Below are 12,678 nucleotides of genomic sequence, written 5' to 3' on the forward strand. Positions count from 1 at the left end.
CCCCGGTACCAGGGAGGGGGCGCACCAATCACGGGAAACGGGAGGAGGTCCACACATGTTGCGCAGATGGCTGGCTGCGATCATGGCATGCCTGGTCGTCCTCGGCCAGGCTGGCGCCGCCGGCGCCACCGAGGTTCCCGCGGAAGAGCTGATCCGGCAGAGCGAGGCGCCTCCGCCGCAGGAGATCGGCATCAAGTCGTACGGGCCGGGCGACCGCATCGCCGAGTCCGACGAGGAGTTCGTCGCCGACTCCGGCTATCCCCTCGACTCCTACATCTTCCGGAGCGGCGGGCCCATCGTCTTCCCCATTGCGATCACCCGCTATTTCGGGCCCGTGGATGGCAACGGCCGCCTGCTCCACCCGGAACTGATCGAAGGGCAGACGGCGCTGCTCACCCTCCGGGTCTGGGACGTCGACCAGGACTACGCCGGACCGGACTTCGCCCCCGAGGTGGACATCGTCTCCATCAACGGCCACCAGATCGGCATGCTGACCGGCGCCGACGGGCAGTGGTCGACCTTCACGGCCGAGATCCCCCTCGAGTACCTCCGCTTCCCCGACTTTGACCCCGCGACGGGGGTCATCCCCGCCGAGAACATCATCCAGATCGACATCGACACGGCCAATGTCGGCGTGTGCGAGTGCTGGGCCGTCGAGGTGGACTGGGGCCGCCTGGTCATCAAGGGCGTCCGCCCTGCGGTGCTCGTCCACGGCTTCCTGAGCAGCGCCTCCACCTGGGACGCCTGGGTGAACGACTACGCCCCCGACGCGGGCCTGCCGGTCTACACCTTCTCCTTCGACAACAACCACGGCTCCTGGCTCGCGCATGCCCGCGAGGAGGCGGCTCACATCGCCCGGGCCAAGCAGCTGTTCGGCGTGGACAAGCTGAACGTCGTCGGCCACAGCAAGGGCGGCCTGGACACGCGGGCCTACCTGGCCCTCGGCGGCGGTGACGTCGAGCGCCTGATCATGCTGGGCACCCCCAACGCCGGCAGCCCGCTGGCCGACATCGTCAAGCTGGCCGGCATCCTCTGGAGGCCGGTGCGGTTCATCAGCCTCATCGGTGAGCCCGCCCTGACGGAGCTGACCGTCACCTACATGCAGCTCATCGGCAACCAGCTCGTCGGGCCGAACCCGGCCACCGAGTACTACACGGTCGCTGGCGACTGGACGTGGCGCGGCTTCAGCAACCCGCTGATCTGGGGTCCCGACGACGGCGTGGTGGCGGTCAGCAGCGTCGAGGCGCTCCCGTACACCATCTCGCTGGGTCGCACCTCCAGCTTCCACACCGACATGACCTCCAACCGGGACGAGTGGAACCTGGCGTCGGGGCAGGTCCTCCGGATCTCCCAGGCCGGGTCGACGGGAGGCGGCGTTGCGGTCCCGATCCTCTCCGAGCTGATCAGCCATGAGATCACGGGCGGCACGCAGAGCCACGAGGTCCTCGTCTCCGGCACCGCCCCGGTCACCCTCGGCATCCTCTGGGGCGAGGGCGACCTGAACCTCACCCTGACCACGCCGTCGGGCGCGGAGATCCGCGCCGCCGGCGCCGGGGTGGAGATGGTCGAGAACGAGGATGAAACCCTCGGCCTCCGCTACATCCTCTACCGGCTGGAGGCGCCCGAGTCCGGCACCTGGCAGCTCAACGTGACCAGCAGCGAGAGCGGCCCCGTCAGCTACCTTGCGATCGGCGCCGAGGAGGGCGGGCCGACCCTGAGCGCCTCCAGCGACCGCGGCATCATCCCTGCCGGGGACGCTGTGATCCTCACCGCTGAGATCGACCGGGCCGGCGCAGCCCAGGAGACGCTCACCGTGACGGCCCACATTGAGCGGCCCGACGGCGAGGTCGACGAGGTAGTCCTCGAGGACGACGGCGCCGGGACCACCTTCGCGGCCACCTACACGCCCGAGGTGGAGGGCTACTACAACGTAGCGGTGGCGGCCACCGGCAACGGCGGGCTGCGGCGCTTTACCCTCACGGGCTTCCAGGTGCTGAGCGGCTCGGACAACTTCACCGGCCAGTTCACGGACACCGGGGTTGACGACGACTGGGACGGCCTGTACAACCGGCTGCAGATCGACGTCGAAGTCGCGATCGGCACCCCGGGCGAGTACCTGGTCACGGGCGAGCTCAACGACGAGAGCGGCAGGACGCTGACCCGTGCCGCCGCGCGGGTGTCGCTGGGCGCCGGACAGCAGGCGGTCGTGCTGGACTTCGACGGGCTGGCCCTGGGCGAGTCGGGCTTCAGCGGCGACCTGATCCTGACCAACCTGGCCCTGATCGGCCCTGACGGCTCGGTGCGTGACTTCCTCGCCCCGGCCGCGGCCTTCTCCGGGTACGATCCGAACCAGTTCCAGCGCTCGGCCATCCGGGTGCTGCCGGGGATCACGGACTCCGCCCACGACCTGGACGGCGACGGCAAGTACGACGAGCTGCGGGTGGAGATCCCCGTGGACGTGCTCCGGGCCGGCTACTACAACATCAACGCCCGCCTGATGGACCAGCAGAACCAGGAGATCGCCTGGGACGGCATCCAGGTCTACCTGAACGCCGGCGAATCGACGGTGACCCTCACCTATCCGGGCGAGGCCATCGGCCAGAACGGCGTCGACGGCCCCTACCTGGTGCGGGACTTCTCCTTCTACGGCCCCGCCGGGCAGCTGAACGTCTACGAGCTCCACAGCACCTTCCCGTACCAGGCCCGGGAGTTCGCGGGCTACGTCGAGCCCGCACCGGACCGGCCGACGTTCGAGAGCATCCTGGCCAAGATCGATCGCTTCGAGCAGGAGGGCAAGATCACCCCGCGCGGCATCGCCAACGCCCTGCGGGTACAGGTGGAGAACGCCCAGAAGGCCTGGGAGCGGGGCCAGAACCTGGTGGCGCAGATCATGCTGCGGGCCGTCGTTGTCCAGCTCGACGCGCTGAGCGGCAAGCTTGTGGACGCTGCTGCGGCTCAGGAGCTGATCAACGACTGCGAGATGCTGATCGAGGACCTGGAGCACTAGTCGGGCACAGCGCGATGAGGCGGCCCCGGCCGGGGCCGCCTCATCGCGCTGTCCGGACCACCATGCGAGGGGCCTCAGGGAGACCACCGCGCAAAGGGTTCGGGTGCTCCACACGGGCAACGTGCCGTGCGGCTATCTGGTCCGTTGGAACAGCGCCTCCGTCCAGCTCCGCAGCGGAGCCATCCACTGCTCCACCACCGAGCCGGGGCTGGCGTCGGTCACCGCCTGATGGATCCGCAGGCCGAGCAGCGTCAGCCCACCCGCGGCGATGACCAGGGCGGCGGCCACGCCGATCAGCTGTCCAAGCACCCAGCGCCACTGGGGCGGGCGCCTCCGGCCCGCCGCGGCAGGGGCGCCGCCCGGCGTCGGCGGGGCGCCTTCCGCGGTCGGCGCGCCGACACCAGTCAGAGGGTGAGCCGCACCCGGGTCGCCGTCAGCAACTTGAACGGCGGTCGCCGTGGCCTGCAGCACGCGGTCCACCACCCCCGGCACGGGTCCGAGGTCCAGGCTGGCAGGCAGGCTGCGCAGCCGCCTCAGGAGGCTCTCCACCTCCCGGACCTCACGGCTGCAGTGGGGGCAGCGCTCTGCGTGCGCCGACAGCGGTGCGGGGAGGGCGAGCACCCCTTCGATCATCGCGCTCTCCACCGCCTGGCGCACCCGGTCGCACGAGCCGCCGATCACGTAGGGTCTCACTGTGCTCCCTCCTTCTCCGACGCCGCGAGGACGGCGCGCAGCTTGGCCATGCTGGCGTGCAGGCGTGACTTGACCGTTCCCTCCGGCACGGCCATCACCTGCGCGATCTGCGGGATGGACAGGTCCTGGAAGAACCGGAGCACTACCGTCGTGCGCTGTTCAGGCGAAAGGTGCTGCAGCGCGTCCAGCAGCGCCCAGTCCGTCTCGGGCGTAGTGTATCCGCCGGGGCACTCTACCACCCCCAGGCCCGTGGGCATGACCCGGGAGCGCCGACGCCCCACGTCGTAGCACGTATTGACCAGGATGCGGGTCAGCCAGGCCGGCCCCGCCTCGGGGTCTGCCAGCGAGCCGAAGTACCGGAAGGCCTTCAGCCCGGCCTCCTGCAGGGCATCGGCGGCGTCGTGCGGGTTGCCGAGGATGCCCATGGCCGTGCGGTAGAGGCGCGGCGCCATCTGCGAGAACAGGGCTGCAAACGCCTCCCGACGGTCGATGTCTGGCTTGGTCACCACAGCACCACCTCTACAGGCTAGACCTGCCCTCCGCCGCGAAACGTTCGACCCGCCCGTGCGAAAAGAGGCCGAACCCGATGGGCTCAGCCTCTCTCCCGCTGCACAGCCTAGCGGACGACGTTACGGATGTTCAGGCGATCGATCAGCTTGGCATAGCGCTCCGGCGAGATCTTGTTCAGGTAGACCAGCAGCGCGCGGCGCTGGCCGACCATCTTCAGCAGACCCCGGCGGGAGTGGTGGTCCTTCTTGTGTACCCGCAGGTGCTCGGTCAGCTCGTTGATGCGGTGGGTCAGCAGCGCGACCTGGACCTCGGGCGAGCCGGTGTCGCCGTCGTGGGTCTTGAACTCGTTGATGATGGCCTGCTTCTGTTCCTGAGTGAGCGGCATGGAACTCATCCTCCTCCTGACTTGGACAAACGCCGGTAACCCAGTAAGCCGCCGGAGTCAGCGGCAGACCGCGTCACCGGTTGTTTTGACATGGCCTAGTCTACCACACGCCGCGGGCGCGGGCAAGTGTCGTCTCACCCGGCGGAGGCGGCGCGGTCACCACCTTGGCGTACCGGGGCTGGTCACAGCTCCGGCGGCGGCAGGGAGGCCGATTCGTAGAGCGCCGCCACCTCTTCCTCCGTCAGCGGCCGGGCCGCGCCGCGCGGCAGGTCGCCCAGCGTCAGCGGCCCCATGGAAAGCCGCTTGAGGTAGACCACGCGCTTGCCGCGCGCCGCGAACATCCGGCGCACCTGGTGGTACTTGCCCTCGTGAATCGTCACCACGCCCTCCTGCGGACCGGTGATCTCCAGCCGCCCCGGCATGGTCACGTAGCCGTCCTCCAGTGCGACCCCAGCCGCGAACGCCTCGACATCCGCCGGCTCCAGCGGCGCGTCCACCTGCGCCAGGTAGCGCTTCGGCTGGTGCCAGCGGGGCGAGAGGAGCCGGTGGGCCAGGGTGCCGTCGGTGGTCAGCAGGAGCAGCCCCTCGGTGTCCTTGTCGAGGCGCCCCACGGGGAAGAGGTCCCTTCGCCGGAGCTCCTCGGGCAGCACGTCCATCACGGTCGATTGCCGGGGGTCCTCGGTGGCCGTGATCACGCCCGACGGCTTGTGCAGCAGCACGTGAAAGTGGCGCTGGAAGGTGACGGGTGCCCCGTCCACCGCCACCGCCGCGGTCGCAGGGTCCACCAGGGTACCGGCGTCCGCCACGGGCCGGCCGTCCACCGTCACCCGCCCGGCCCGGAAGAGCGCCTTCAGCTCCTTCCGGCTGCCGAAACCCATGTGCCCCAGAAGCCTGTCGAGCCGCACCTTGCCCATTCGCCGCACCGCCCCTCGCCGCGTTGCTGCCGCCTTTTATGCTGCGAACATGCCACGCCGCTCACGCATTCCGCTCGAGCCAGGCACGCGCCGCCTGCTCGTCCGCCCGCAGCTGCGCCACCAGCGCCTCCACGCCCGGGAAGGCACGCTCGGGGCGCAGGTACTGCAGGAAGTCCACCTGCACCTCGCTGCCGTACAGGTCGCCGCCGAAGTCGAAGAGGTGCGCCTCGCAGCGCAGCTCCGAGCCGCCGACGGTCGGGCGGGTGCCCAGGTTGAGCATCGCCCCGTAGACGGGCCCGCTGCGCGGGGCGACGGTGGCTGGCGGCAGCAGCGGCCGGGGCTCGCCGAGGAGCGTCACCCGGGCCACATAGACACCCGGCGCGGGCAGGAGCCGGCCGGGCTCGATCCGGATGTTGGCAGTGGGGTAGCCCAGCTGCCGCCCGCGCTGGTCGCCCGACACCACCGTGCCCCGGATGGCGAAGGGCCGTCCCAGCAGACGGGCAGCCGACTCCATGCGCCCCTTGGCCACGGCAAAGCGCACCTCGGTGGAGGAGACGTTCTCCCCGTCCACCCGCACCGGCTGGAAGACGTGCACCGGTATCCCCAGGGGCGCGCAGAGCTGCCGCATCGTCTCCGCCGTGCCCTTGCCGCCGCGCCCGAAGGTGTTGTTGAACCCCACCATCACCTGCCTGGCCCCCAGCTGCCCCACCAGCACGTCGTGGACGAAGGCCTCGGGGGTGAGGTCGGCAAATGCGCGGTCGAAGGGCAGGGCGAGGTGAACGTCCACGCCGAGCGCAGCCATGACCTCGGCCCGCTCCTCCAGCGTCTGCAGCATGGGCGGGGCCAGCTCGGGGCGCAGCACCGCCATGGGCAGCGGGTGGAAGCCGATGGCCACCGACTGGCCGCCGACCCTGCGGGCCTCGTTCACCAGGGCGCGCAGGATCGCCTGATGGGCCAGGTGGATGCCGTCCCACTTGCCGATCGCAACGATGTTCCCCGTGCCCCTCAGCGGTACATCCGCGATGCGCGTGACGAGTTCCATGTGTATACCTCTTATGCAAATACTTTCAATAGCTTCAGCCTGCCCCCCCGGGCCTCGGCCAGGGCGAGCAGATCGCCGTCTGCATCCAACAGCGCAACGGTCTCTCCATCCTGCTCCGCAACACGCACCTGCGGCACGACGCCGTGCTTCAGGCGATCCGCTGCGGCACCGGTGATCACCAGCCGCGGCATGCCACCCAGGGCCGCGGCCGGCGGGAGCAGCCGGGCCTGCCCGGCGGCCAGCTCCTCCAGGGTGGCGGCGTCGGCCAGTGCGAACCCGCCGGAGCGGGTCCGCACCAGGTAGGAGAGGTGCGCCCCCACCCGCAGGTACTGGCCCAGGTCGTGGGCCAGCGTCCGCACGTAGGTACCCTTGGAGCAGACCACGTCCACGTAGGCCACCGGGCGCGGCCCCGGCCGGAAGTCCAGCAGCTGGAGCTTGTGGATGGTCACCCGCCTGGGCGCCCGCTCCACCTCGACCCCCTCCCGGGCCAGCTCGTAGAGCCGCCGGCCTTCCACCTTCACGGCGCTCACCATCGGCGGCACCTGGTCGATGGGCCCGTGAAACCGGGTGAGGGCGTAGGCCACGTCCCCCCGGGTCAGGTGGGCGGCGTCGGCCTCGGCCAGCACCTCCCCGAAGCTGTCCTGGGTGCTGGTGGTGACGCCGAAGGTGATCTCGGCCCGGTAGGCCTTGTCGCTGCCGGCGATGTACTCGGCGAGACGCGTCGCCTTCCCGACACAGACAGGAAGCACGCCGGCGACGCCGGGGTCCAGCGTGCCGGTGTGCCCCACCTTCTTCACGCCCAGCGTCCGCCGGACGAAAGCCACCACGTCGTGCGACGTCATGCCCGGTGGCTTGAGCAGGTTGAGGACGCCGTCCATCGCTACAGCACCGCCTTCACGGCCGCCAGCACCTGGCCGACCGCCTCGTCCAGGCCCGTGTACAGGGTGCAGCCGGCGGCGCGGGCGTGCCCCCCGCCGCCGAACCCCTTGGCCACGGCGCCCACGTCGGCCGTCTTGCGGGAGCGCAGGCTGACCCGTACCCGGCCGTCGGGGGTCTCCTTGAACAGGATGCCGACCTCCACCCCCGACACCGAGCGGGCGTAGTTGACCACGCCCTCGGCGTCGTGCTCCTGTGCGCCGGCCTCACGCAGCATCTCCCGGGTGATCACCATCCAGGCCACCCGCCCGCCGCCGTCCAGCCGCAGCGTCTGCAGGGCGCGGGCGAGCAGGGCGAGCCGGGGGAGGCTCTCCGTCTCAAAGATCGCCTGGGCCACGTCGTAGGGACGGGCGCCCAGCTCGATCAGGTCGGCCGCCACCCGGTGGGTGGAGGGGCCGGTGGAGTCGTAGCGGAAGCCGCCCGTGTCGGTCACCAGCGAGGTGTAGAGGCAGAGCGCGGTCTCGGGGTCGATGGGCGCCCCGATCTCCCGCAGGATGCGGTAGGCCAGTTCGCCCACCGCGGCGGCCGAGAAGTCCAGGTAGTTGAACTCGGCGAAGGCGGTGTTGGTGGCGTGATGGTCCACGTTCAGGGTCCGCCGGCCCCGCTGCACGGCCGGCAGGGCGTCGCCCACCCGCTCCAGGTCGCCGCAGTCCAGGAAGCAGGAGAGGTCCCACTCCCCGTCCACGTCCTGCCACTCCACGCGGTAGCTGTCCCAGCCCGGGAGGAAGTGGTACATGGGCGGGATGGGGTCCACCCCCACCATGACCGCCTCCTTGCCCATCTGGCGCAGGGCGCGGATCATGCCCAGCGTCGACCCGATCGAGTCGCCGTCCGGCTGCACGTGCATGAAGAAGAGGATCCGCTGCGCATCGCGGATCATCCGGCTCGCGGCCGCCAGGTCGATCAGCAGGCTACTCACCCTCTTCCGCGGCGCGTCGCTTCTGCTCGTCCTGAACCTGGACCAACAGCTGGGCGATGCGCTGTCCGTGCTCGATCGACTCGTCCAGTTCGAAGTGCAGCTCGGGGGCGTAGCGCAGCTGCAGCCGCTTGGCCACCTCGCTGCGCAGGAAGCCGGTGGCCGAGGCCAGACCCTTCATCGACTCCTTCTTCTGCTGTTCGTTGCCCAGCACGGACACGAAAATCTTCGCGTGGCGGAGATCGTTTGATACCTCCACCCGGACGATGGAGACGAAGCCGATGCGGGGGTCCTTCACCTCGTCGCGCAGCAGCTCCGCAAGGATATCGCGCATCTGGTCGCCGACGCGCACGGCGCGCTGGTTCCCTGCCATGGCGTATGCACCTCCTGTCAGCAAAGGCCGGTGGCTGCGCCACCGGCCTTGCGCCGGGATCGATACCGGGCCTAGCCGGCCTTGACCTCCTTGAGCTCGTAAGCCTCGAGGATGTCGCCGCGCTTGAAGTCCTGGAAGTTCTCCAGCGTGATGCCGCACTCGTAGCCCTCGGCCACTTCCTTGACCTCGTCCTTGTAGCGGCGCAGGGCGTTGAGCTGGCCGTCCCAGACGACGACGCCGTCGCGGATGAGCCGGTAGCGGGCGCTGCGGGTGACCTTGCCGTTGATGACCATGCAGCCGGCGGCCATGCCCACCTTGGGCACCTTGAAGGTCTCGCGGACCTCCGCCCGGCCCAGGACGACCTCCTCGATCTTCGGCTTCAGCATGCCCTTCATGGCGGCCTCGATATCGTCGACGATGTCGTAGATCACGTTGTACGTGCGGATATCGACGCCCTGCTCCTCGGCCGCCCGGGACGCCCGGTCGTCAGGCCGCACGCTGAAGCCGATGATGATCGCCTTGGAGGCGCTGGCCAGCATCACGTCCGACTCGGAGATCGCACCGACGCCGGTGTGGATGACCTTCACCTGGACCTCCTCGTTGCGCAGCTTCTCCAGCTGCCCGCGGATGGCCTCCACGGAGCCCTGGACGTCGGCCTTGACGATGACGTTCAGGTCCTTCATCTCGCCCTGGGCGACCTGGCTCATGAAGTCCTCCAGCGAGATGGCCTTCTGGGCCTGTCGCTCCGCCTGGGCCTTGGCGATGCGCTTCTCGGCCACGGCGCGGGCGGTCTTCTCGTCCGGGGTGACCCGGAACACGTCGCCCGCGGCGGGCACCGAGTTGAAGCCCAGCACGCGCACCGGCGTCGACGGCCCCGCGGCCTTCAGCTTGCGCCCGCGGTGGTCGAACATCGCCCGCACGCGGCCCCACGCGGTGCCGGCCACGAAGACGTCGCCGTTGTTGAGCGTGCCGGCCTGCACGAGCACGGTCGCCACGGGACCCCGGGCCTTGTCCAGCTCCGCCTCCAGGATGGTGCCGGCGGCGGGCTTGTCGGGGTTGGCCTTCAGCTCGGCCACCTCGGCGAGCACCAGGATGTTCTCCAGCAGCAGGTCCAGGTTGGTCTTCTGCTTCGCAGAGACCGGTACCATGATGGTATCGCCGCCCCACTCCTCCGGCACGAGGCCGTAGGCCGTGAGGTCCTGCATGACCCGCTGCGGGTTCGCCTCGGGCTTGTCGATCTTGTTGATCGCGACGAGGATCGGCACGTTGGCCGCCTTCGCGTGGTTGATGGACTCGACGGTCTGCGGCATGACCGAGTCGTCGGCTGCGACGACCAGCACGGCGATATCGGTCACGTTGGCGCCGCGGGCGCGCATCGCGGTGAACGCCTCGTGGCCGGGCGTGTCGAGGAAGGTGATCTTCCGGCCGTTCAGCTCCACCTCGTAGGCGCCGATGTGCTGGGTGATGCCGCCCGCCTCGCCGGCGGCGACCTTCGCGTGCCGGATCGCGTCGAGCAGCGAGGTCTTGCCGTGGTCGACGTGGCCCATGATGGTGACCACCGGGTGCCGCGGCTTCTTCAGCTCGGCCGGCTCGTCGAGATCCTCGACCCGGTCGTAGATCTCGACGATGTCCTGCTTCTCCTCGACCGTGACCTCGACGCCGAACTCCGAGGCCACGAGGACGCAGGTATCGGTATCCAGCTCCTGGTTGATCGTCGCCATGATGCCGAAGCCGGTGAGCAGCTTCTTGATGACCTCGGCCGCGGTGACGCCCATCTCGTGGGCCAGGTCCTTGACGGACATCGGGCCGGAGATCGTGATGGGCTTGAGCGTGCGCCGCTCCACCACCGAGGGCTTGCGCACCGGCCTGCGCCCGAACAGCTTCTCCTCAGACGGCCGGGAGGGCGAGTTCTCGCGCCGGGAGAAGGCGTCGCCGCGCTTGCGGTCGCCGCCCTGGCCGATGCGGGGCCTGCCTTCGCTCGGCTTCGCCTGCTCGGCGACCTTCGGGTCGACCTTCGGGATGTTCAGCGGACCGCCGCGGCGGCCGCCCTTCTGTGGCAGGCCGAGCCCGCCGAGGCGCGGGCCGTCGGCGCGGCCCGGAGCGCCGGGCATTCCCGGACGGGGACCCGGCCGCGGGCCGGCGGGCTTCACCGGCAGGCCGATGCCCGAGCCGGTGGGCCGCGGCTGCTGCGCCGGGCGCGCGGGCAGGCCGAGGCCGGACTTGGCGGCCGGAGCCGGCTTGACGGGCAGCCCCAGTCCCAAGGTGGCAGGACGGGCCGGCTGACCGGCGGCGGCAGGAGCCGGACGCGCGGGCGCGGTCTCGCCGGCGGTCTCGCCGGCCGCCGGGCCGGCGCCCTTCCTGGCGTCGGCAGATGCCGCGGGCTTGGCCGGTGCGGTGCCCGCCCCGGCATCAGCAGCAGGCGCCTGGGCCTTCCCGGCAGCGGGAGCCTCAGCCGCACCGGCAGCCGCAGGCCGCTGAGCGGGCGAGGCCTCGGCAGGCGGCGCAGCGGCGTCACCGCGCGCAGGTGTGGCCGCGCGCTGGGCAGCGGCCGGGCGCTCGGCGGCCGGCCGTTCGGCAGCCGGACGCTCGGCAGCCGGACGCTCGGCAGCCGGACGCTCCGCGGCCGGACGTTCAGCCGCCGGGCGGTCGGCGGCGGGACGCTGGGCAGCGGGATGCTCCGCAGCCGGCCGTTCGGCAACCGGACGCTCCGCGGCCGGGCGCTGGGCAGCCGGGCGTTCCGCAGCGGGACGCTCGGCGGCCGGGCGCTGGGCTGCCGGACGCTCCGCAGCAGGACGTTCGGCGGCCGGGCGCCGCTCAGCAAGCGGGCGCTCGGCGAGGGGGCGGCGTTCCGTGACCGGGCGCCGCTCGGCCAGCGGCCGCCGCTCGGCAAGCGGGCGCCGCTCCCTGTTTTCAGCGACAGGCTGGCGCGGCCGGGTACCGGCCCCGAAGAAGTCCTCGAGAAGCGAGGCCTTGGCAGGATTGGCCTCCCTCGTCGGCTTCGGCGCCGCGGCCTGCTTGCCCGCCTTGGCCGCCGTGCCGGTCGGCTCCTCCTCCTTCTGGGCGCCGGCGCGCTTCACGGCCCCGGTCACCTGTTCTGCAGTCTTCTGGTCGATGGTGCTCATATGGTTTTTCACATCCACGTTCAAAGATTGAAGGACTTCCAGCACCCGCTTGGAGTCCACACCCAGCTCTCTAGCCAGTTCAAATACGCGCAGCTTTGGCTCCAACGGATCACCCCCGTCCTGACACAGGAGCCAGCCCCTCACGCTCAAGGATGCCGATCATACCCTTCGTGAAGTCGCGGGACTGGATGACGATCACCGCCCGTCCCGCCTTGCCCACCGCGCCGCCCAGCGCTTCGCGGGTGCCCACGCTGTAGCATGGGGTGCCCGCCCGGGCGGCCAGGTGGATGAACTTCTCCCGGGTCCGCTCGCTGGCGTCCGTCGCCAGCAGGACCAGATCGGCTCGCCTTCGCCTGAGGGCCTGCTCTGCGGCCAGGTCGCCCGAAACGAGCTTCCCGGCCCGCTGGCACAGCCCGAGCAGGGAATGCAGAGATGGCGGGATCACTCAGCGTTCACCATCCCCATTCCTGCCTCGAGCCGGGCCCAGACCTCGTCGGAGACCGGCTGCTCCAAGGCTCGCTCCAGCCGCTTGCCCTTCACGGCCTTCGCCAGGCACTCCGGATTGCGGCACAGGTAGGCGCCGCGTCCGGGCCGCTTTCCGGAAGGAGAGGTATCCAGCTCGATGACGCCTTCGGGCGTCCGCACGATCCGGATGAGCTCCTTCTTCGCCCTCATCTGCCCACAGCCGACACACATGCGTTGGGGAATCTTCTTCACCTTTGGCTGCTGCCCTCTGGCCATCACCGCCACCTCCTCTTCCAGGGCCGGGCCTGCCCGGCC

General features: G+C 70.5%; 12 protein-coding genes. 1 reads left to right on the forward strand and 11 read right to left on the reverse strand.

From position 1 onward, the window contains the following. Positions 1–55: 55 nt before the first annotated feature. Entirely contained in the window at positions 56–3,007 is a 2,952-nt protein-coding gene (locus tag J2Z79_RS05130) for an alpha/beta fold hydrolase (protein ID WP_209465789.1), read from the forward strand. A 132-nt stretch (positions 3,008–3,139) separates the two neighbouring features. Here the strand turns inward: J2Z79_RS05130 and J2Z79_RS05135 are convergent, their stop codons facing one another. The 11 genes from J2Z79_RS05135 to rnpM form a co-directional block, all read right to left on the reverse strand. Continuing rightward, complete coding sequence (locus J2Z79_RS05135) at positions 3,140–3,700, reverse strand: hypothetical protein (RefSeq protein ID WP_209465790.1); 561 nt, start codon at positions 3,698–3,700, stop codon at positions 3,140–3,142. Continuing rightward, complete coding sequence (locus tag J2Z79_RS05140; RefSeq protein WP_209465791.1) at positions 3,697–4,206, reverse strand: RNA polymerase sigma factor; 510 nt, start codon at positions 4,204–4,206, stop codon at positions 3,697–3,699. Before J2Z79_RS05140 ends, J2Z79_RS05135 begins: the two co-directional genes overlap by 4 nt. A gap of 110 nt (positions 4,207–4,316) precedes the next feature. Next, complete coding sequence (gene rpsO, locus J2Z79_RS05145) at positions 4,317–4,595, reverse strand: 30S ribosomal protein S15 (RefSeq protein ID WP_209465792.1); 279 nt, start codon at positions 4,593–4,595, stop codon at positions 4,317–4,319. Between the two features lie 182 nt (positions 4,596–4,777). Next, entirely contained in the window at positions 4,778–5,509 is a 732-nt protein-coding gene (locus tag J2Z79_RS05150) for a pseudouridine synthase (RefSeq protein ID WP_209465793.1), read from the reverse strand. A 61-nt stretch (positions 5,510–5,570) separates the two neighbouring features. After that, positions 5,571–6,551, reverse strand: a complete 981-nt coding sequence (locus J2Z79_RS05155) for a bifunctional riboflavin kinase/FAD synthetase (RefSeq protein WP_209465794.1) — start codon at positions 6,549–6,551, stop codon at positions 5,571–5,573. Positions 6,552–6,562: 11 nt separating this feature from the next. Then, positions 6,563–7,429 (reverse strand): tRNA pseudouridine(55) synthase TruB, encoded by an 867-nt coding sequence (gene truB, locus J2Z79_RS05160; protein ID WP_209465795.1) that lies wholly within the window; start codon positions 7,427–7,429, stop codon positions 6,563–6,565. Between the two features lie 2 nt (positions 7,430–7,431). Beyond that, complete coding sequence (locus tag J2Z79_RS05165) at positions 7,432–8,406, reverse strand: DHH family phosphoesterase (RefSeq protein WP_209465796.1); 975 nt, start codon at positions 8,404–8,406, stop codon at positions 7,432–7,434. Further along, positions 8,399–8,776 carry a 30S ribosome-binding factor RbfA gene (gene rbfA, locus J2Z79_RS05170; RefSeq protein WP_209465797.1) on the reverse strand — a complete coding sequence of 126 codons (378 nt, stop codon included), beginning with the start codon at positions 8,774–8,776 and terminating at the stop codon, positions 8,399–8,401. The genes J2Z79_RS05165 and rbfA overlap by 8 nt, the downstream gene beginning before the upstream one ends. A gap of 71 nt (positions 8,777–8,847) precedes the next feature. Further along, entirely contained in the window at positions 8,848–12,042 is a 3,195-nt protein-coding gene (infB, locus tag J2Z79_RS18815; protein ID WP_342589422.1) for a translation initiation factor IF-2, read from the reverse strand. Beyond that, positions 12,008–12,343 (reverse strand): L7Ae/L30e/S12e/Gadd45 family ribosomal protein, encoded by a 336-nt coding sequence (locus J2Z79_RS05180; RefSeq protein ID WP_209465799.1) that lies wholly within the window; start codon positions 12,341–12,343, stop codon positions 12,008–12,010. The genes infB and J2Z79_RS05180 overlap by 35 nt, the downstream gene beginning before the upstream one ends. Beyond that, positions 12,340–12,639 (reverse strand): RNase P modulator RnpM, encoded by a 300-nt coding sequence (gene rnpM, locus J2Z79_RS05185; RefSeq protein WP_209465800.1) that lies wholly within the window; start codon positions 12,637–12,639, stop codon positions 12,340–12,342. Before rnpM ends, J2Z79_RS05180 begins: the two co-directional genes overlap by 4 nt. Between the last annotated feature and the right edge of the window lie 39 nt (positions 12,640–12,678).

Origin of the sequence: Symbiobacterium terraclitae, from assembly GCF_017874315.1 — a bacterium.
GTDB classification, from domain to species: domain Bacteria; phylum Bacillota; class Sulfobacillia; order Symbiobacteriales; family Symbiobacteriaceae; genus Symbiobacterium; species Symbiobacterium terraclitae.